Origin of the sequence: Candidatus Accumulibacter contiguus, assembly GCF_012940005.1 — a bacterium.
GTDB classification, from domain to species: domain Bacteria; phylum Pseudomonadota; class Gammaproteobacteria; order Burkholderiales; family Rhodocyclaceae; genus Accumulibacter; species Accumulibacter contiguus.
The window spans coordinates 64,679-83,100 of record NZ_SPMX01000010.1 but is presented as its reverse complement, the minus strand read 5'-3'; the positions used below and the strand labels follow the sequence as shown (position 1 = coordinate 83,100).

The window sequence follows — 18,422 nt, the reverse complement described above, 5'->3', positions numbered from 1 at the left end:
GATTTCCATAGTAAGGAATCCCATGTCAGCCTCCCCTGCCCGCCTTTCTCCCCCTTCACTGCTCCTCCTGATCCTCATCGCAGCGGCGGCAGCCGGCTGTGGGCAGCAGCATCCCACTGGCGGCATGGGCGGTTTTCCACCCCCCGAGGTGACGACGATCAACGTCCAGCCCGCATCATTCCCGGTGACCTTCGAATACGTCGGACAGACTGCCGGATCGAAGGATGCCGAGGTGCGGGCGCGGGTCACCGGCATCGTCGAGAAACGACTCTACCAGGAAGGTACAGCGGTACGCGCCGGGCAGCCGCTGTTCCTGCTCGACGCCAAACCTTTCGAAGCACAACTGGCGTCCGCCGAGGCCGAGTTGCTGCGTGCCCAGGCCCAGAAGACCCAGGCCGACCGCGAAGCGGCGCGGCTCAAGCCACTCGCCGAGCGCAAGGCAATCGGCCAGAAGGAAGCCGACGACGCCGCTTCCGCCGCCGAGTTCGCAGCGGCGTCGATCAAGGCGGCACAGGCGAAGCTGAGCGAGGCCAGGCTGAACCTCGCCTACACACGCGTTGTGGCGCCGATCAACGGTCTGTCGAGCCGCGCCCAGCAATCGGAAGGCAGCCTGGCCAACGCCAATACCACCTTGCTGACGACGGTCTCGCAGGTCGACCCGATCTGGGTGCTGTTCAACGTTTCCGACAACGAGCAGTTACGGCTGAACAAGGCGATGGTCGACGGTCGCCTGACGCTGCCGCGCAACAATGCCTTCGAGGTTTCGGTGAAACTCTCCGACGGCTCGACCTTTCCGAGCAGCGGCCGCATCAACTTCGCCGACACGCGGGTCAACCCGCAGACCGGCACTTACGAAATGCGCGCCGAGATCACCAATTCCGACCTCGCGCTGAAGCCGGGCCAGTTCGTTCGCGTTGCGCTCAAAGGCGCACAGCGTCAGGGTGCACTGGCGGTGCCGCAGGTGGCAGTACTCGAAGGACCGCAGGGTAAGTTTGTCTATGTCGCCGGCAAGGACAAGGACGGCAAGGACATTGCCGTCCCGAGACCGGTGATCGTCGGTGACTGGTCCCGGAGCGACGGCACGAACGTCTGGCTGATCGAATCGGGGCTCGCTGCCGGTGACCGCGTGATCGTCGACGGGCTGGCGCGGATCATGATGCCGAACTCGCCGGTGCGCATCACCGAGCCCGCCGCCGCAGCCCTCCCCGGCCAGCCGCCTGCCGCCGCAGCGCCGGCCGCCGACACAGCAAGCAGATAAGCGGAGTACGCGCCGATGTTCTCTCGCTTCTTCATCGACCGCCCGATCTTCGCCGTGGTCATCTCGGTGTTGCTCATCGTTGCTGGCCTGGCGGCGATGCGCTCACTCCCGATCGCCCAGTATCCGGAAATCGCACCGCCGGTGGTCACGGTGCAGGCCACCTATCCCGGCGCCTCGGCCGAAGTGCTCGAATCGACCGTCGCCGCGCCGCTCGAAAACGCGATCAACGGTCTACCCGGCATGATCTACATGTCGTCGAATTCGTCGTCGAACGGCCTCACGCAGATCCAGGTGACCTTCGAAATCGGCACCCAGATCGACATCGCCGCGGTCAATGTCAGCAACCGCGTCAAGCAGGTCGAATCGCGGCTGCCGCTGGAGGTACGCCGGCAGGGCGTGACCGTCGAGCCAGGCTCTTCGGCGTTCCTGCAGGTGCTCGCCTTTTATTCGCCCGACGGCCGCTACGATGACCTGTTCACCTCGAATTACGTGACGCTGAATGTTCTCGACCGCCTGAAGCGGCTGCCGGGAACGACCAATGTGCAGATTTTCGGCGCCAAGGACTACGCCATGCGCATCTGGCTGAAGCCTGATCGCCTGGCGCAGTTGAAGCTCACCCCCGGCGACGTCGCCAGTGCGATCAACGAACAGAACGCGCAGTTCGCCGCCGGCAAGGTCGGCCAGTCGCCGATCGGCAAGGGCCAGGATCTGGTGTACACGGTCACATCCAGGGGTCGCCTCGCCGACCCGGCGCAGTTCAGGGAGATCATCGTCCGCGCCAACCCCGACGGTTCGACGGTGCGTCTCGCCGATGTCGCGCGCGTCGAACTCGGTTCGCGCGACTACGAGTTCAACGGTCGCTACAACGGCCGGCCCGCCACCCTCGTCGGCGTCTTCCTGTCGCCCGGCGCGAACGCGCTCGACGTCGCGAAAAGCGTGCTGAGCACCGTAGACGAACTCCAGCAGCGCTTTCCCGAAGGCCTGAGCTACGCAGTACCCTACGACACGACACGCTTCGTCAAAGTCTCGATCGAGGAGGTGCTGAAGACGCTGGGCGAAGCGATGTTGCTCGTCTTCCTGGTGGTGTACCTGTTCCTGCAGAGCTGGCGAGCGGCGATCATCCCTTTCGCCGCCGTCCCGGTGTCCTTGATCGGTACCTTCGCCGGCATCTACCTGCTCGGCTATTCGATCAACACGCTGACCCTGTTCGGCATGGTGCTGGCGATCGGCATCGTCGTCGACGACGCCATCGTCGTCCTGGAAAACGTCGAGCGGATCATGCGCGAGCAAGGCCTGCCTCCGCGTGACGCCGCGGTGCAGGCGATGCACGAAGTGACCGGCCCGATCATCGCCATCGTCCTGACGCTGACCGCAGTGTTCGTGCCGATCGCCTTCCTCGGCGGGCTGACCGGCGAGCTGTATCGGCAGTTCGCGGTGACCATCTCGATCTCGGTGGTGCTCTCGGGAATCGTCGCGCTGACGCTGTCGCCATCGCTCTGCGTGATCATGCTCAAGCACGGCCACCGCCAGCCGAACCGCTTTTTCCGCTGGTTCAATGCCTGGTTTGCCCGTGTCACCGGGCACTACCTCGACGGCGTCGTCTGGATGATCCGGCGCGCCGCGCGGGTGCTGGTGCTGTTTGCCGGCATGGTGGCGATCACCGCCTTCCTGTGGCGCACGACGCCGGGCAGCCTGGTCCCCGAAGAGGACCAGGGTTTCTTCATCAGTGCGGTGATCCTGCCCGACGGTGCGACGCTCGAACGCACCACCCGGGTTGTCGAGCAGGTCGAGGCGGCGGTACGCAGCAATCCCGACAACCAGGATGTCGTTGCCTTCGCCGGCTTCGACTTCATTGGCGGCGGTTTCCGCAACAATGCGGCGACCCTGTTCGTGACCCAGAAGCCCTGGCACGAGCGCCAGACGACTTCGCAGCAGTTGGTCGGCGAACTGTTCATGAAAACCGCGGGCATCCGGGAAGCGTTGGTACTGGCCTTCAATCCGCCGGCGATCTTCGGTCTCGGCACCGCCGGCGGCTACGAGTTCTTCATCCAGAATCGCGGCGATGGCGGTTCCAGACGCCTGCAGGAAGTGCTGCAGCAATTCCTCGCGCGCGCCAACAGCGACCCGCAGCTCGGCGGCGCGCAGACCTTGTGGCGCGCGAGCGTTCCGCAACTCTTCGTGGACGTCGACCGCGAGAAGGCCAAGAAGGCTGGCGTCGCGATCGACGAGGTGTTTGCCGCGCTGTCGTCTACGCTCGGCACCTACTACGTCAACGATTTCAACAAGTACGGACGCACCTGGCAGGTGTTGATGTCGGCCGAACCCGAGTACCGCAAGCGCCCCGACGACATCGAGGGACTCTATGTGCGCTCGCAGAAGGGCGAGATGGTGCCGCTGTCTGCGCTGGTCAACGTGAAGCACGCATCCGGACCGGATTCGCTCGACCGTTTCAACAATCTGCCGGCGGTCAAGGTCATCGGCCAGACGGCGCCCGGCATCAGTTCCGGTCAGGGCATCGCGCGCGTCGAGCAGATCGCGAAAGAGGTACTGCCGCCGGACTTCAGCTTCGACTGGGGCGGTTCGTCGTACCAGGAGAAGAAATCGAGCGGCGCATCGACCTTCGCACTCGGCCTCGCAGTGGTGATGGTCTTCCTGATCCTCGCCGCGCAGTACGAGAAGTGGTCGCTACCGCTGTCGGTGCTGCTGGCGCTGCCCTTCGGCACTTTCGGCGCACTCGTCGCGATCTGGGCGAAAAATCTCATCGGGCCCTTTTTTCACGCGACGCCACTGACCAACGACGTGTATTTCCAGATCGGTCTGGTGACGCTGCTCGGTCTGGCCGCCAAGAACGCCATCCTGATCGTCGAGTTCGCGGTGTTGAAGCACGCCGAGGGCCTGTCGGCTTCGGCGTCGGCGATCGAGGCGGCCCGCCTGCGCTTCCGGCCGATCCTGATGACCTCGCTGGCATTCATCCTTGGCGTCCTGCCATTGGCCATTTCCACCGGCGCCGGTGCCGGCGCCCGGCATTCCGTAGGCACCGGCGTGATGGGCGGCATGATCGCCGCAACCCTGCTCGCCGTTTTTCACGTGCCGCTGTTCTTCAAGGTGCTCTACGACCGGCGCATTCGCGAAACGCGCTCGCACGACGAGCTGCTCGACGAGGTGCGGCACCTGCATCACGTCATCCCGGTCGTCCCACCGGCGCCGGAACCGCTCGCGAAAGGAGGCAAACATGACTGACCCCCGCCGGACGCTGCGCACCCTTGTACTCGTCACCGCGACGACATTCGCGCTCGCGGCCTGCCAGTCGACCCCGACCACACCGCCGCTGCTCGACCTGCCACCGGCAAGCGCGAGCGTCGCGCCAGATCTCGAGCGCTGGTGGACGACCTTCAACGATCCCACCCTGACGGCGCTGATGGACGAGGCGCTCGCCCACAACCTCGATCTGCGGGCGGCGATGGTGCGCGTCGATCTGGCGCGCTCGAACGTGCTGCTCGCCCAGTCCTACCTCTACCCGAGCATGAACCTCGGCGTCGATAGTCGCCGCAACCGCATGACGCTGGTCGGTTCGCAGCCGCTGCCGGAGAATTTCAATCCGACCAACAATGATTATCTCGTCGGTTTGCGCGCCTCCTACGAAGTCGACCTCTGGGGACGTTATCGCAACGGAGCGAGTGCTGCGCGCAGCGAACTGCTGGCGACCGAGTACGCACGCCAGACGGTACGCACCGCAGTCGCGGCCGAGACCGCGCGTGCGTACTTCGGCCTGCTCGCGGCCGACGCCGAACTGGCCATGCTGCGTGACACGCTGCAGTCGCGCGACGAGACGGTCGCCCTGCAGGTCGATCTCTACCAGGCCGGCCTCATCGGTGACTACGACCTGCAACGTGCGCAGGCCGAACGTGCGGCAGTCGCCGCCAACGTCGCCGTCGCCGAGCGCGCGGTCGGCACCTATGAGACAGCGCTGGCAGCGATCGTCGGCCGTTCGCCGCGCGAGGTCTTCGCCGCGAGGATCGCCCGCGACCTGACGCAGGTCCGCCTGCTTGGCGTCCCGGAGGTACCGTCGGGGCTACCCTCGGACCTGCTCGAACGCCGGCCGGACATCAGACAGGTCGAAGCCCAGCTCGCTGCCGCGAGCCTGCGCATCGATGCCGCGCGCGCGCAGTATTTTCCGTTGCTGTCACTGACCGCATCCTACGGTTCCGAGTCGGCAGCGCTTGCCAACCTGTTTTCCACGCCGGCGCTCGCCTGGGGAATCGGCGCCTCGCTGTTGCAGCCCCTGATCGGATTGAAAGCGATCGAGGCCAACGTCGAAGCCGAGACCGCCCGCCGCGAAGCCGCAGTGGTCAGCTACACGCAGACCGTGCAGAGCGCTTTTCGTGAAACGCGCGACGCACTGATCGCCAACCGCAGCACCCGCGACGCCCTCGCCGCACAGACCGAGCGTGCGCAGAAGCTCAAGGCCTCGCTCGAACTCGCCGAACTGCGCTACCGTTCCGGTTACTCGGGTTACATCGACGTGCTCGACGCGCAGCGCCAACTCCTGCAAGCGCAGACCCTGCAGATCCTCGCCGCGCGCGACGTGCGCTTTGCGCTGATCGATCTGGCGAAAGCGATGGGGGGTGGATGGGACTATTTAATGCCACATTAACCGGTGTTTAACATACCGAAAAAATATTATTTTGAATCAAAAACTTGCGAATGAAACAATCTCTAATGGCACAACAATCTCGTATTGTCGAGGTCAGGAAACCAGTTTTCGGGTCCCTCCTGATGCGGGGTTGATGCCCAGCGCTCGGTAGATCGCCATCAACTTTTCATGAGATGGAAACTTTCCTTTCAGAGCTGGTAGTAGTGGCGATACCAATCGACAAAGCACCCGATGCAAAGAAATCGTCGAATCGTCGATCACTTGACTCGCTGCAACTTGGCACGGCTGACTGGCGGCGGTGGCGGATCAGGCGGCTCGTCCTGGTCGGGCGCGCTGCTGGCTGTTGCTGTGGAAGCGGTTTCGTCTTCGGGTTCGAAAGCCATGCCGGCGCCGTTTTCGCGAGCATAGATCGCGGACACGTTGCCAATCGGGATCGAGATGTCGCGGGCCACACCACTAAAACGGGCCTGGAAGCTGATGCTGTCGTTGTCCATGCAGAGATGGGCGGTGGCGTCGTAACCGACATTGAGGACGATCCGGCCATCGCGGACATGTTCGCGCGGTACGCGCGTTCGGGCATCGACCGCAACGGCCAGATAGGGGGTGAAACCGTTGTCGCAGCACCATTGATGAATGGCGCGAATCAGGTAGGGCTTGGTCGACGGCAGGTCCACGTTCACTTCCTCAAGGCGTGTTGGCGCAGGGGGTTGGCAGGCGCGAGTGCAGGTCGTCGCCGGCAGCTATTTGCGCATCGCCTTTTCGGATGGCGTCAGCGCATCGATGAAGCCCTGACGACTGAAAATCCGTTCGCCGTACTTCATCAATGGTGCTGCCGTTCTCGACAGCTCGATGCCGTAATGGTCGAGCCGCCAGAGCAGTGGCGCGATGGCGACGTCGAGCATCGAGAACTCTTCGCCAAGCATGTGCTTCTGCTTGACGAATACCGGCGCCATCTCGGTGAGTCGATCACGAATCTGCTGGCGCGAGCGTTCGGCGGCCTTGCTGTTCTTTTCGAGCGGCTCGATGTAGGCAAAGACCTCGCGCTCCATGGTGATCAGGAGCTGGCGCGCGCGCGCGCGCATGATCGGATCGGCCGGCATCAGCTGCGGATGCGGGAAGCGCTCGTCAATGTACTCGTTGATGATGTTCGGCTCATAGAGGATGAGATCGCGTTCAACAAGTACCGGAACTCGCCCGTAGGGGTTGATGATGGCAATTTCTTCGGCCTTGGCGAAGAGGTCGACATCGATCACCTGGAAATCCATACCTTTTTCATAAAGGACGATACGGCAGCGGTGACTGAACGGGCAGGTGGTTCCCGAATAGAGATTCATCATGATCAATACCCTCAAAAACGAATCGGCATCGCGGCGGCTACGGGCGCTTGTCGCGTCCTCGCCGGCGATGCCGCGGTGAAACCCGGCGCTGCTACTACTTGACGTCTTTCCAGTACGCTTTCTTCAGCGGATAGGCGAAGGCGAAAAGAACGACCAGAAAGGCCAGCACGCCGAAACCGATTTTCTTGCGAAAGCCGGCATCGGGCTCGGCGAGCCAGACCAGGAAACCGACCAGGTCGCCGACCTGCTTGTCGTATTCGGCTGGTGTCAGCGTGCCGGGTACGGCCAGTTCCAGGTGATGTTCCTTATTCAGCACCTGCTGACCCTGCAACTGCCACAGGACGTTTGGCATGCCAACATTGGCGAACAGGGTGTTGTTCCAGCCGGTCGGGCGGTTTTCGTCGACATAGAAAGAACGCAGATAGGTGTACAGCCAGTCGGCTCCGCTACCATCTTCCGAGGCGCGTGCGCGGGCCACCAGCGAGAGGTCCGGGGGCGCTGCGCCGAACCATATCTTCTGCTCCTCGGGGCGAGCGGAAATACGCATCGTTTCGCCGGTCTTGACTGCGGTAAACATCAGGTTTTCCTTGATCTGCTGCTCGGTGAGGCCGAGATCGGTCAGGCGGTTGTAGCGGACAAAACTCGCGCCGTGGCAGTTCAGGCAATAGTTGACGAAAGTCCGCGCGCCGCTTTGCAGGGCGGCCTTGTCGCCCTGCACATCCGGGGCCTTGTCAAGATGCACGCTAGCGCCGCTGGCGAGAGCAGTGAGCGGGGCAAAGAGCAATGCCATAAGCAGTTTTTTTCATTTTGTGCAGTCCTTTACATCGTCACGCGATCGGGTTCCGGCTTGTACTTGTCGATTTTCGACCACCAGGGCATGGTCAGAAAATAGAGGAAGTAGAAAGCACTGAGAACCTGCGCCACTGGTGCGCCGGGAATGACGCCGAAGAAGGCGTAGGACGGCGGCTTCGTGCCGAGGAAACCCAGGATGGCGAAGGCAATCACGAACAATGCCAGCAGGGTCTTGAAGATCGGGCCACGATAGCGGATCGACTTGACCGGACTGCGATCGAGCCAGGGCAGGAAGGCGAGAATGACGACGCCGGCACCCATCGCCACGACCCCCCAGAACTTGGCATCGATCCCGAACAGCGGCCAGACCATGGCGCGCAGCAGCGAATAGTAGGGCGTGAAATACCAGACCGGTGCAATGTGCGGCGGCGTCTTGAGCGGATCGGCAGGCAGGAAGTTGTTGTACTCGAGGAAGTAGCCGCCGCCTTCGGGTGCGAAAAAGACGATGATCGAGAAAACCATCAGGAACACCACCACGCCGACGATGTCCTTCACTGTGTAGTACGGGTGGAAGGGGATGCCGTCGAGCGGATTGCCGTGAACGTCCTTGCGCTTCTTGATCTCGACGCCATCCGGGTTGTTCGAACCGACTTCGTGCAGAGCCAGGATGTGCGCGGCGACGAGTCCGAGCAACACCAGCGGCACGGCGATGACGTGGAACGAGAAGAAGCGGTTGAGCGTGGCATCGCCGACGACAAAGTCGCCACGAATCCAGATCGACAGCGGCTCACCGATCAGCGGAATGGCGGAGAACAGGTTGACGATCACCTGCGCACCCCAGAAGGACATTTGTCCCCAGGGCAGCAGATAACCCATGAAAGCCTCGGCCATCAGACACAGGAAGAGCAGCGTACCGAAGATCCAGATCAGTTCGCGCGGCTGCCGGTACGAGCCGTAAAGCATGCCACGAAACATGTGCAGGTACACCACGATGAAGAACGCCGAAGCACCGGTCGAGTGCATGTAGCGGATCAGCCAGCCCCAGGGCACGTCGCGCATGATGTATTCGACGCTGGCAAAGGCCACTGGAATGCCATTGGCGTTGACCGAGGCGTCGGGTTTGTAGTGCATCACCAGGAAGATGCCGGTCAGGATCTGGATGACCAGCACCATCATCGCCAGCGACCCGAAGAAATACCAGAAGTTGAAATTCTTGGGCGCGTAGTACTCGGAGAGGTGCCCGCGCCACATCGAGGTGGCCGGGAAACGGGCATCAAACCACTCGAGCAGATTGCCCTGCAGGGAACCGTCAGACTTGTACTTTTCGAAATTGGTATTCGATGCCATTGCTTAAGCCCCCTTCTTGTCTTCGCCGATGAGAATCCGCTTATCGGACAGGTACATGTGCGGCGGCACCTCGAGGTTGTCCGGTGCCGGTTTGCTCTTGAAGACCCGCCCGGCAAAGTCGAAGGTGGAGCCGTGGCACGGGCACAGAAAACCGCCCAGCCAGTTGCTGTCCATGCCTTCGTCGGCACCTTTCTTGAACTTGGCCGAGGGCGAGCAGCCCAGATGCGTGCAGATGCCGACCGCGACCAGGATTTCCGGCTTGATCGAGCGCGTCTCGTTCTTGCAATAGGCCGGCTGCATGTTCTTCTCGGACTTCGGGTCGGCCACCGAGTCATCGAGCTTGGGCAGCGTTTCGAGCATGGACGGGTTGCGGTTGATGATCCACACCGGTTTGCCTCGCCATTCAACGGTGATCATCTGGCCAGGCTCGATGCTGCCGATGTCGACTTCCACCGGCGCGCCGGCCGCCTTGGCACGCTCGGACGGCAGCATGCTGGACAGGAAAGGTACGAGCGCGGCTAACGCCCCTACCCCGCCGACCGCAGCAGTGGCGACGACCAGTCGCCGCCTTCCGCAGTCCACTTTGCTCTCATTGCTCATAGCGCTGATCCCTAGAACGTAATGAAAAGTTGGTACGAACTAAACCGCCGCATTATACGTCAATCTTGATTCGGATTGAATCGCGAAACGCCCAAAACGCTAGCCTACAAGCGGTCGACGCTCGCGCAGGGCCTGCGCCAGGGTTCCCGCATCGACGTATTCGAGTTCGCCGCCAACCGGCACGCCGCGTGCGATGCGCGACACGCTGACGCCGCGACTCCTGAGCAGTTCGGAAAGGTAGTGCGCAGTTGCTTCCCCCTCGTTGGTGTAATTGGTGGCGATGATCACTTCCCGTACCACGCCATCGCAGGCACGTGCCAGCAGACGCTCGAGGTGCAACTCGCCGGCGCCGATGCCGTCCAGCGGCGAGACGCGCCCCATCAGCACGTAGTACAAGCCCGCATAGGCATGCGTCTGCTCGAGCATGTTCATATCCACCGGCGTTTCGACGACGCACAGCAGGCTCCCGTCGCGCTTGTGCGAGAGACAGCGGGAGCAGATTTCGGACTCGGTAAAAGTGTTGCAGCGCTGACAGTGACGGAGTGCGCCGAGCGCCAGCTGCAGCGATTCAGCCAGACGCTGGGCGCCGGAGCGATTGTGCTGCAGCAGGTAGTAAGCCATGCGCTGCGCCGATTTTGGACCGACACCCGGCAGGCAGCGCAAAGCCTCGATCAATGACTCGAGGCTAGACGGCGTATTCATCAGAACGGCATTTTGAACCCGGGTGGCAGATTGAGTCCGGCGGAAAAACCGGCCATCCGCTGCTGGGAAACTTCCTCGGCGCGCCGCAGGGCGTCGTTCAGAGCGGCCGCAATGAGATCCTCGAGCATCTCCTTGTCGTCCATCACCGAAGGGTCGATGGTGACCCGGCGCACATTGTGGTTACCGGTCATCAGCACCTTGACCATGCCGGCGCCGGATTGTCCCTCGACTTCGAGCTGTGCGAGCTCTTCCTGAGCTTTCTTCATATTTTCCTGCATCTGCTGAGCCTGTTTCATCAGGCCGGCGATTCCGCCTTTCATCATCTTGCTTGCCTCGCTTTGAACGATTGAACGATTAAATGGGTTTTATGGAAGATTCGATCAGGGTGGCGTCGAAGGTCTCGATGAGCTCTCGAACGAAGCCATCCTGCTCGACCGAAGCGATGGCGAGATCCATGCGCTCGCGGCGGTCGCGCTCTGCGGCGGCAGCGGGCGTATCCCCCCGAGCCTTCTTCGAGTTCGATCAGCAGTTGCAGCGGCCGGCCGAAATGCTCGACGAGCGACTGCTGCAGTTTGTCCTGTGCCGGTTTCATCAGCAGATGGCGGTGCGTCGGGGAAAGGCGCAGGAGCATCCGTGCCTTTCCGAGATCGCGCAGTTCACAGTGCTGTGCCAGTTCCCGTGCCATGCCACTGACCTTGAGTGCGGCGAGAATGTCGTGCCAGCCAGTTTCCGAACCGGCTTCTGCAGGCACCGGTGCTATCGCCGCAACAGACGCCGCGGTTTGCCCAGGCGCCGCCGCCAGCTTCGAGGGTGCCGGCTGCGGTGCGGCTGCGGTGCCTGGCAGTGGCGCCGCCAGCGGGCGGCCAGCGGGCGCAGTACTCCGTTGTCCGCCGGAAGCGTCGTCGAGCGCTGGGCGAAAGGCATACAGACGCAGCAGCGTCATGATGAAACCCGCCTGCTCATCGGGCGCCAGCGGTAATTCCTGACGGCCATGCACGGCAATCTGATAGGCGAGCTGAACGAACTCCGGATCGAGCCTGGCAGCGATTTCGAGAAGACGCGAACGCTCCGGCAAATCGTCGGCGATCGCCTGGGGTGCGAGCTGGGCAATCTGCAGACGGGTGAACAGGCTGGCCATCTCCTGCAACGCCGCGTCAAAGGACAGGCTGCGTGCGGCCATCTCGTCGGCAACCTGGAGCATGCCTGCCGCATCTCCGGCGAGCAGGGCATCGGTAATCGAGAACAGGTGGTCAAGATCGACTGCGCCGAGCATCTCGCGCACCTGCACTTCCTCGATCTTGCCCGAACCATGCGCGATCGCCTGGTCGAGCAGCGACAGCGCATCGCGCATGCTGCCTGCTGCCGAGCGCGCCAGCAGGTGCAGGGCAGCGCTCTCGGCGCTGATCGCCTCGACTTCGAGAATGTGTTTGAGATGACCGACGATCAGCGGCTGCGTCATCTGCTTGAGATTGAACTGTAGACAGCGTGACAGCACGGTCACCGGAATTTTCTGCGGGTCGGTGGTCGCGAGAATGAACTTGACGTGCTCCGGCGGCTCTTCGAGGGTCTTCAGCATGGCGTTGAAGGCCGAGTTCGAAAGCATGTGCACTTCGTCGATCACATAGACCTTGAAGCGGCCGCGCGTTGGCGCATAGACCGCGTTCTCGAGAAGCTGGCGCATTTCATCGACCTTGGTATTGGTCGCCGCGTCCACTTCAAGCAGATCGACGAAACGCCCGGAATCGATTTCCCGGCAGGCGGAACAGACGCCGCAGGGGCTTGCCGTGACGCCGCTCTCGCAATTCAGTGCTTTGGCAAGAATGCGCGCCAGCGTGGTTTTCCCGACCCCGCGCGTACCGGTAAACAGATAGGCATGATGCAGGCGTTGTTCGGTCAGCGCGTGCGTCAGTGCCCGGACAACGTGCTCCTGCCCGACCAGGCTGGCAAATGTTCGCGGGCGCCATTTGCGCGCCAGGACTTGGTAACTCATGGGCGGATTCTAGCAGATGGCGTTACCGACCCCGCTGCTGTTGGCCACGGAGGGGTTTCGGGGCAACTCTGGGCAAAGGTCGGTGGCAGAAGGAAGTGGAAGGTGGCGAGCCTTACCCCCGGCACTCACATCAGACGGCTGTGGCTGCTTCCTTCCGGACCTGACCAGGTTCACCATCCTGCGATGCGGGGAGACCCGCCACTCGGAATGCTATCACATCAGCCGCCGCCGCGTTGGAAATAGCGCAGGAAGTCGTCGATGAAATCGGCTTCCTGGTCGGCGTTGCCGCCAGTGAAGGCAATTGACACGACGAGACGCGGCAACTGCAGTGCGCCAAGCCGTAGCGCCGGCAGCAGCCGGCAGGAAATGTCCACGCTGCGCTCTGGACGCTCGAGGCGCCATTCCTGCGCTTGCTGCTCCACGCACCAGCCGGTCAACAGCGGCTGCAATTGGCGCTCGAATTCATGAATAGTCAAGCTCATCGTGAAATGGGCCACGGCTCAGCCGCCGGCGATCGGTGGCCAGATCGCCAGGGCGTCACCCGGTGCCAGGCAGCGCTCGGCGCGTAAATGCGGCGGAATGAATTCGCCATTGACCAGAACCAGATGCACCAGGCGCGGCGGCAGCGCCCAGGAATCAATCACCGAGGCAACGCTGCACCCGTCGGCAACGTCGAGTGACAAGGCATTGGTCCGCCGGGCCGTCGCGGGCAGGTAATCGGAGAGCGAAGCGAACAGCTTCAAGGTGATTTCCATCAGTGCGCCATGGCCAGCCCCCTGGCGAGATAGGCTTCACTGAGTTGCAGGGGGTTGGCGAGCAGACGATCTTTCCATTCACCGAGACGCACCTGTCCCTGAATCAGGCCACGCAACACCCCGATGTGCTCGGTATGGCCGATGCAATTGGCACCGACCAGCCGATCCCCGTCAAACGCCAGACGCAGGTAACGAAACCCGGCTTCGTCGAGCAGTTGCACGCTTTCGCCGCCGGCAACGCCCTGCCATTGACCAAAGGACGCGGAAATCAGCCCCAGGGTATCGAGAATGTTGAAAACGAAGGTGCCGGGCAAGACTGCCGGCTGACCGGCCATGTGGAGTGCCGCGACGCGCGCCTGCTCGACGGCATCGGGCTGAATGGCATTGACGACGCGCAGACCGGTTCCGAATTCGACCGCTTCAGCGACGTCACCGGCTGCGTAAATACCAGCGACGCTGGTCTGCATCGACGCGTCGACGAGCACCCCGGCATCGACTGCGACACCACTGCCATAGAGGAAAGCGATGTTCGGCCTGACTCCCGTCGCACTGATCAGCGCGTCGACCTCCAGGGTTTCGCCATCGTCGAGCTGGACCCGCAGCGCTTCGCCTGCCGCAGCGATCGCCACCACCCGCCGGCCGGTCAGGACGCGCACCCCTCGCGCCTCGCACCAGCGGCGAAGCATCGCTCCGGCCACGGCATCGAGCATCCGCGGCACCATCCGGTCACCCATCTCGACGACCGTCAGTTGCGGGCCGCGCGCCGCCAGCGACTCCATGATGATGCAGCCGATGAAACCGGCGCCCATCTGCAGCACACGCACGCCCCGGCCTATGCCGGCGGCGATCATCCGCGCATCGGCCAGCGTCCAGCACGACCAGACCTTTGGCAAATCGATGCCGGGAACCGGCGGGCGAACCGGCTGCGCACCGCTGGCGATCAGCAGGCGATCGTAGGGAAGCAGCTGGCCATCGGCCAGCCTGAGCGAGCGAGCTCCGCTATCGATGGCCTCGACCCGGCCACGCAGCATACGGATGCGCAAACGTTCGAAATGCTCCGCATTCTTGCGCAGATAGGTGCCCGCCTCGTCGATCTGTCCCATCAGCAGGTAGGGAATCGCCATCCGGGAATACGGCGGCTCGGCTTCGTCACCAATCAGCGTGATCTCGGCCGCTGCATCGGCACGTCGCAGCGTCTCGGCGGCAACGACCCCGGCCGGGCCGTTGCCGATAATGACGTGGCGGGTCACCTCAGAGACCCAGGCGAGCGCGTGTGGCCGTTGTCGGGACGCCGTCCGGGGTCCAGCCACGCAGGCTGTAGTACTCCGGCAGCATCTTCCCGAGTTCGGCCACCATGCCCTTCGAAGCACCGGTCTTGCACGGTTCCGTGAGCAGGCGCGGCGGCAGGGTGTCATCCTTGCTGGTGATCCCGGCCGCCAGATTGAAGTCGCGTTCGAGGTTCCAGATCCGCTCGCCCATCGCCAGCAGCGATTCCAGCGACCAGTCGCCCGGGCAAGCCGCCTGAATCTGCGGTTGAATGTCGTGCAGGGTCCACGCGAAGGTGGTGAATACGCACAGGCCGCTCGAATCGACGACGGCGGTGGCATCCTGAAACGCTTTCAGGAGTTCGGGCTTGCCGTCGGTATCCCTGGGGTCGGTCTTCACCGGGATGCCGAAAACCTCGCTGGAAACCACGTAACCGCGCAAATGACAGGCACCGCGGTTCGACGTTGCATAGGCCAGACCCATGCCCTGCAGCGCGCGTCCGTCGTAAGCCGGAAACTCTTGCCCCTTGACGGTCATCGACAACTCCGGCCGGCCATATCGGGTACACAGACGCTTCGATCCCTGCCCGACGATCTTGCCGAAGCCTTCGCCGCGCGCCGTCATTTCCGCCAAGCTGCACAGGGCTGCGGCAGAACCGAAAGGCGCTTCGAGGCCGATCTCTTCGCTGGTCAGGACACCCAGCTCGTACAGTTCCATGACTGCACCGACCGTCGCCCCGAACGAGATCGGATCCATGCCGTCTTCGTTGCACAGCAGGTTGGCGTATTGCAGCGCCTCGAGGTCGTCGACGCCGTTGGCATTGCCCAGCGCCCAGGCACTTTCGTATTCGAGGCCGCCGTTGGCCCCCCAATATTCCGGTTTGGTCTGCACCGAGAAGTGTGTCTCGTCGATCCGCGAAATCCGGCCGCAGGCGATGGTGCAGCCAAAGCAGGCCTGATTGGTGACCAGATGCGTCCTGCCGTCGGTGGCGCGCTTTTCGTGCATCGCTTCCGCCGAAATCTTGCGCGCCCCTTCGAACTGCACATCGCGGTGGTTGCGCGTCGGCGAAGCGCCCATTTCGTTGATCACGTTCATCAGCACCTGCGTGCCGTAGGTCGGCAGACCCTGGCCGGTGACCGCATTCTCCGCCAGCACCTTCTTGCCGGCGGTCACGGCCGCCATGAATGCCTTGGGATCGGCGATGTTGCCCACACCGAGCGTACCGCGAACGGCAATCGCCTTGAGATTCTTCGACCCCATCACGGCGCCGACACCCGAGCGGCCGGCGGCGCGGTGCAGATCGTTCACGATCGCCGCAAACAGGACCTGGTTTTCCCCGGCGCGGCCAATGCTCGATACCCGCAGCAGCGAATCCTGATGACGCTTCTTGAGGGTGCCTTCGGTGTCCCATACGGTCTTTCCCCACAGATCGTCCGCAGGCAGCAGGGTCGCTTTCTCGTTTTCAATGTGCAGATAGACCGGCTGCGGCGACCTGCCCTCGAAGATGAGCATGTCCCAGCCCGCCGATTTCAGTTCGGCACCGAAGTAGCCCCCCGAATTCGAGCAGGCAATCACGCCGGTCAGGGGCCCCTTGGTGATCACCGAATAGCGGCCGCCGGTCGACGCCATCGTGCCGGTCAACGGGCCGGTCGCGTAGATGAGCTTGTTTTCCGGAGACAGCGGGTCGACTTTCGGGTCGATCTCGCTGACCAGGTATTTGCTGGCCAGCCCACGCTGGCCGAGATACTGTGCTGCCCAGGCCATGTTCAGCGGTTCGCTGCTGCAGGTCCCCTGGGTCAGGTTGACGCGAAGAATTTTGCGTGTCCAGGCCATGATCGTTCCTCCTCAAAGGCGTGCCGCACTATCGGTTTTCTGTGCCCACTGACGCATCCGTTGCAGACCCGTCCAGTCCGCATCAATGTAGGTAATGGCGCCGGTCGGGCAAGCCGTCGCGCAGGCCGGGTCACCACCACAGAGGTCGCACTTCTGGACCTTTCCCGAGTCATGGTTGTAATTGATCGTCCCGAACGGACAGGCAATCGTGCACACCTTGCAGCCCACGCATACCGCTTCGAGGACCACCTTGGCACCGCTGCCACTGTCGATCTTGATCGCCTCGACCGGGCAGGCGTTGAGACACCACGCTTCCGCGCACTGCGTGCAGGTATAGGGCACCTTGCGGCCTTCGTGGTGAAAGTCGAAAACCTTGATTCGCGATTTGGACGGGTTGAAAATCCCGGTATTCTCGTAAGAGCAGGCCATTTCGCACTGCAAGCAACCGGTGCATTTGCCCGGATCGATGTGCAAGGACTTCTGCATGACGTCGTCTCCTCCGTTGAGTGATCGATGATCCTGTTGAATGACGTCGCACCTCCGACCGCGACTGGAATGAGCACTATAGGCAACCCTGGAGCGTTATGAAAGTTGCGCTGCAACAAAGCGCTGCATGCGCCAGGTATGCGCAGTTCAGGCAGGCATTGCCGGCACTTCGCCTCGCCTCCAGCAAGCGTCGAAATGGCATCCGAAGAACCAGGTAAAATGTCGACAAAATGTACGGTTGCCCCGTCGTACCGCTTGGCCTGTCGGCACAAGCTTTTGCATACAGGAAACGAAATCATACGCTCCCCCTTCCGAGAAGCCTTCGCGCAGACCATTCCTTGCCCGCACGTAAACACACTCTTCCCGAGCGATTCCGCCAGACCCTGCAGGCACTCGACTTCCGCCGGCAACTGCAGCGCCTGATGGCCCGCAGCACCATCGAAATCAGCGAGAAGGCCGGCGTACGCTACCTGCACTTCTCGTCCGCCTGGATCCAGGGGGCGATGCGCATTCAGCGTCCGAACGCCCTCGAACTGCCCTACACGCGCGAAATGATGGCTGGCCTCTTGCTGCGCGCGCCGCCCTGGCCGCGCCAGGCCTTGCTGATCGGCCTCGGCGCCGGATCGCTGGCCAAGTTCATCTACCACCGCCTGCCGGCAACCCGGATCACCGTCGTCGAGATCGATCCGCAGGTCGAAATGATCGCGCGCCTGCACTTCAAACTGCCGGACGACCCCCTGCGGCTGCGCGTCGTCATCGCCGATGGCGCCGAGTACATGCTCCAGGGCGACAGCCACCATGACTACATCCTGGTCGACGGCTTCGACCGCGATGCCCGCGCCGGCGTGCTCGACACCCTGCCCTTTTACCAGGCCTGCCGTGCGCGCCTCAGCGAGAATGGTTTGCTGGCAGTCAATCTGCTCGGTCGCGAGCATGCTTTCGAGGCCAGTGCCGAACGCATCCAGCGGGCTTTCGACGGCCGTGCGATGATCTTTCCCTCCTGCGACAGCGGCAACACCATCGCCTTCGCCGCCGCCGGCGAGCACGTCGATGCCAGCCACGACGAACTGATCCACCGCGCCAACCAGTGCCTGCAAGAAACCGGGCTCAATCTCCTGCCGACCGTCGCCCGACTGCAACAGGAACACTATCTGGCCAACGATCGCTTGCGCTTCTGAGCCTCCCAACCCCGCGCGCGGGCCAGGCGCTCTCAAAGAAACACGGAGTAGGCCCGCCGGCCCTTGCGCCTGCAGGTTACTTGCTCCACATTGTTCAAGTAAGCCGCTGCACGGCAGGCTGTTGCGCGCACTGACGTAATCGTACTTCGTAAAGTGCGCGCTGCTGCGGCAACCGCCACTGCCCAGTCTGCCAGGGCCGAAGCGTGGCTCGCGCGTCAACTCGA

General features: G+C 62.8%; 17 protein-coding genes and 1 other RNA gene. 4 read left to right on the top strand and 14 right to left on the bottom strand.

Annotated elements, in window-relative coordinates:
* Positions 1-22: 22 nt before the first annotated feature.
* From E4Q08_RS04920 to E4Q08_RS04910, 3 genes are read left to right on the top strand one after another with little or no spacing between them, the layout of a single operon-like run.
* A complete protein-coding gene (locus E4Q08_RS04920; RefSeq protein ID WP_169069562.1) occupies positions 23-1,258 on the top strand; it encodes an efflux RND transporter periplasmic adaptor subunit in 1,236 nt (411 codons plus the stop codon).
* A gap of 15 nt (positions 1,259-1,273) precedes the next feature.
* Positions 1,274-4,498, top strand: a complete 3,225-nt coding sequence (locus tag E4Q08_RS04915) for an efflux RND transporter permease subunit (RefSeq protein ID WP_169069561.1) — start codon at positions 1,274-1,276, stop codon at positions 4,496-4,498.
* The gene (locus E4Q08_RS04910) at positions 4,491-5,912 is read left to right on the top strand and encodes an efflux transporter outer membrane subunit (RefSeq protein WP_169069560.1); all 1,422 of its coding nucleotides are present in this window, start codon (positions 4,491-4,493) and stop codon (positions 5,910-5,912) included. Before E4Q08_RS04915 ends, E4Q08_RS04910 begins: the two co-directional genes overlap by 8 nt.
* 257 nt (positions 5,913-6,169) lie before the next feature.
* Here E4Q08_RS04910 and E4Q08_RS04905 read toward each other — a convergent pair whose 3' ends face one another.
* The 14 genes from E4Q08_RS04905 to E4Q08_RS04840 form a co-directional block, all read right to left on the bottom strand.
* Positions 6,170-6,586, bottom strand: a complete 417-nt coding sequence (locus E4Q08_RS04905; RefSeq protein WP_169069559.1) for a ClpXP protease specificity-enhancing factor — start codon at positions 6,584-6,586, stop codon at positions 6,170-6,172.
* Between the two features lie 66 nt (positions 6,587-6,652).
* The gene (locus E4Q08_RS04900) at positions 6,653-7,249 is read right to left on the bottom strand and encodes a glutathione S-transferase N-terminal domain-containing protein (RefSeq protein ID WP_034916377.1); all 597 of its coding nucleotides are present in this window, start codon (positions 7,247-7,249) and stop codon (positions 6,653-6,655) included.
* A 94-nt stretch (positions 7,250-7,343) separates the two neighbouring features.
* Positions 7,344-8,039, bottom strand: a complete 696-nt coding sequence (locus tag E4Q08_RS04895) for a cytochrome c1 (RefSeq protein ID WP_169069558.1) — start codon at positions 8,037-8,039, stop codon at positions 7,344-7,346.
* A 29-nt stretch (positions 8,040-8,068) separates the two neighbouring features.
* On the bottom strand, positions 8,069-9,388 hold the full coding sequence (locus E4Q08_RS04890) for a cytochrome b (RefSeq protein ID WP_169069557.1): 1,320 nt from the start codon (positions 9,386-9,388) through the stop codon (positions 8,069-8,071).
* A 3-nt stretch (positions 9,389-9,391) separates the two neighbouring features.
* Positions 9,392-9,988, bottom strand: coding sequence for a ubiquinol-cytochrome c reductase iron-sulfur subunit (petA, locus tag E4Q08_RS04885; protein ID WP_169069556.1), 597 nt, complete (start codon positions 9,986-9,988; stop codon positions 9,392-9,394).
* Positions 9,989-10,087: 99 nt separating this feature from the next.
* The gene (recR, locus tag E4Q08_RS04880) at positions 10,088-10,690 is read right to left on the bottom strand and encodes a recombination mediator RecR (RefSeq protein WP_034910397.1); all 603 of its coding nucleotides are present in this window, start codon (positions 10,688-10,690) and stop codon (positions 10,088-10,090) included.
* The gene (locus E4Q08_RS04875; protein ID WP_034910394.1) at positions 10,690-11,013 is read right to left on the bottom strand and encodes a YbaB/EbfC family nucleoid-associated protein; all 324 of its coding nucleotides are present in this window, start codon (positions 11,011-11,013) and stop codon (positions 10,690-10,692) included. The genes recR and E4Q08_RS04875 overlap by 1 nt, the downstream gene beginning before the upstream one ends.
* Positions 11,010-12,680 (bottom strand): DNA polymerase III subunit gamma/tau, encoded by a 1,671-nt coding sequence (gene dnaX, locus E4Q08_RS04870; RefSeq protein ID WP_443984445.1) that lies wholly within the window; start codon positions 12,678-12,680, stop codon positions 11,010-11,012. Before dnaX ends, E4Q08_RS04875 begins: the two co-directional genes overlap by 4 nt.
* 101 nt (positions 12,681-12,781) lie before the next feature.
* Positions 12,782-12,880: signal recognition particle sRNA small type (gene ffs / locus E4Q08_RS04865), an RNA gene on the bottom strand.
* Between the two features lie 18 nt (positions 12,881-12,898).
* Entirely contained in the window at positions 12,899-13,156 is a 258-nt protein-coding gene (locus tag E4Q08_RS04860) for a hypothetical protein (RefSeq protein ID WP_169069555.1), read from the bottom strand.
* A gap of 24 nt (positions 13,157-13,180) precedes the next feature.
* Entirely contained in the window at positions 13,181-13,435 is a 255-nt protein-coding gene (gene thiS / locus E4Q08_RS04855) for a sulfur carrier protein ThiS (RefSeq protein ID WP_034910388.1), read from the bottom strand.
* A complete protein-coding gene (locus E4Q08_RS04850) occupies positions 13,435-14,685 on the bottom strand; it encodes an NAD(P)/FAD-dependent oxidoreductase (protein WP_034910387.1) in 1,251 nt (416 codons plus the stop codon). Before E4Q08_RS04850 ends, thiS begins: the two co-directional genes overlap by 1 nt.
* Before the next feature lies 1 nt (position 14,686).
* Entirely contained in the window at positions 14,687-16,534 is a 1,848-nt protein-coding gene (locus E4Q08_RS04845; protein ID WP_169069554.1) for an aldehyde ferredoxin oxidoreductase family protein, read from the bottom strand.
* A 12-nt stretch (positions 16,535-16,546) separates the two neighbouring features.
* Positions 16,547-17,020: a 4Fe-4S dicluster domain-containing protein gene (locus E4Q08_RS04840; protein ID WP_034914782.1), complete on the bottom strand. Its 474-nt coding sequence runs from the start codon at positions 17,018-17,020 to the stop codon at positions 16,547-16,549.
* A 422-nt stretch (positions 17,021-17,442) separates the two neighbouring features.
* Between E4Q08_RS04840 and E4Q08_RS04835 the strand changes: the two genes are divergently transcribed.
* Positions 17,443-18,198, top strand: a complete 756-nt coding sequence (locus tag E4Q08_RS04835) for a fused MFS/spermidine synthase (RefSeq protein WP_169069603.1) — start codon at positions 17,443-17,445, stop codon at positions 18,196-18,198.
* Positions 18,199-18,422 lie beyond the last annotated feature (224 nt).

Excerpts from the sequence above, each read along its gene's own strand:
- E4Q08_RS04920 (WP_169069562.1), top strand. The coding sequence starts at position 23 with ATGTCAGCCTCCCCTGCCCGCCTTTCTCCCCCTTCACTGCTCCTCCTG.
- E4Q08_RS04915 (WP_169069561.1), top strand. The coding sequence starts at position 1,274 with ATGTTCTCTCGCTTCTTCATCGACCGCCCGATCTTCGCCGTGGTCATC.
- E4Q08_RS04910 (WP_169069560.1), top strand. The coding sequence starts at position 4,491 with ATGACTGACCCCCGCCGGACGCTGCGCACCCTTGTACTCGTCACCGCG.
- E4Q08_RS04900 (WP_034916377.1), bottom strand. The coding sequence starts at position 7,249 with ATGATGAATCTCTATTCGGGAACCACCTGCCCGTTCAGTCACCGCTGC.
- E4Q08_RS04895 (WP_169069558.1), bottom strand. The coding sequence starts at position 8,039 with ATGGCATTGCTCTTTGCCCCGCTCACTGCTCTCGCCAGCGGCGCTAGC.
- E4Q08_RS04890 (WP_169069557.1), bottom strand. The coding sequence starts at position 9,388 with ATGGCATCGAATACCAATTTCGAAAAGTACAAGTCTGACGGTTCCCTG.
- petA (WP_169069556.1), bottom strand. The coding sequence starts at position 9,988 with ATGAGCAATGAGAGCAAAGTGGACTGCGGAAGGCGGCGACTGGTCGTC.
- recR (WP_034910397.1), bottom strand. The coding sequence starts at position 10,690 with ATGAATACGCCGTCTAGCCTCGAGTCATTGATCGAGGCTTTGCGCTGC.
- E4Q08_RS04875 (WP_034910394.1), bottom strand. The coding sequence starts at position 11,013 with ATGATGAAAGGCGGAATCGCCGGCCTGATGAAACAGGCTCAGCAGATG.
- dnaX (WP_443984445.1), bottom strand. The coding sequence starts at position 12,680 with ATGAGTTACCAAGTCCTGGCGCGCAAATGGCGCCCGCGAACATTTGCC.
- thiS (WP_034910388.1), bottom strand. The coding sequence starts at position 13,435 with ATGGAAATCACCTTGAAGCTGTTCGCTTCGCTCTCCGATTACCTGCCC.
- E4Q08_RS04845 (WP_169069554.1), bottom strand. The coding sequence starts at position 16,534 with ATGGCCTGGACACGCAAAATTCTTCGCGTCAACCTGACCCAGGGGACC.
- E4Q08_RS04840 (WP_034914782.1), bottom strand. The coding sequence starts at position 17,020 with ATGCAGAAGTCCTTGCACATCGATCCGGGCAAATGCACCGGTTGCTTG.
- E4Q08_RS04835 (WP_169069603.1), top strand. The coding sequence starts at position 17,443 with ATGGCCCGCAGCACCATCGAAATCAGCGAGAAGGCCGGCGTACGCTAC.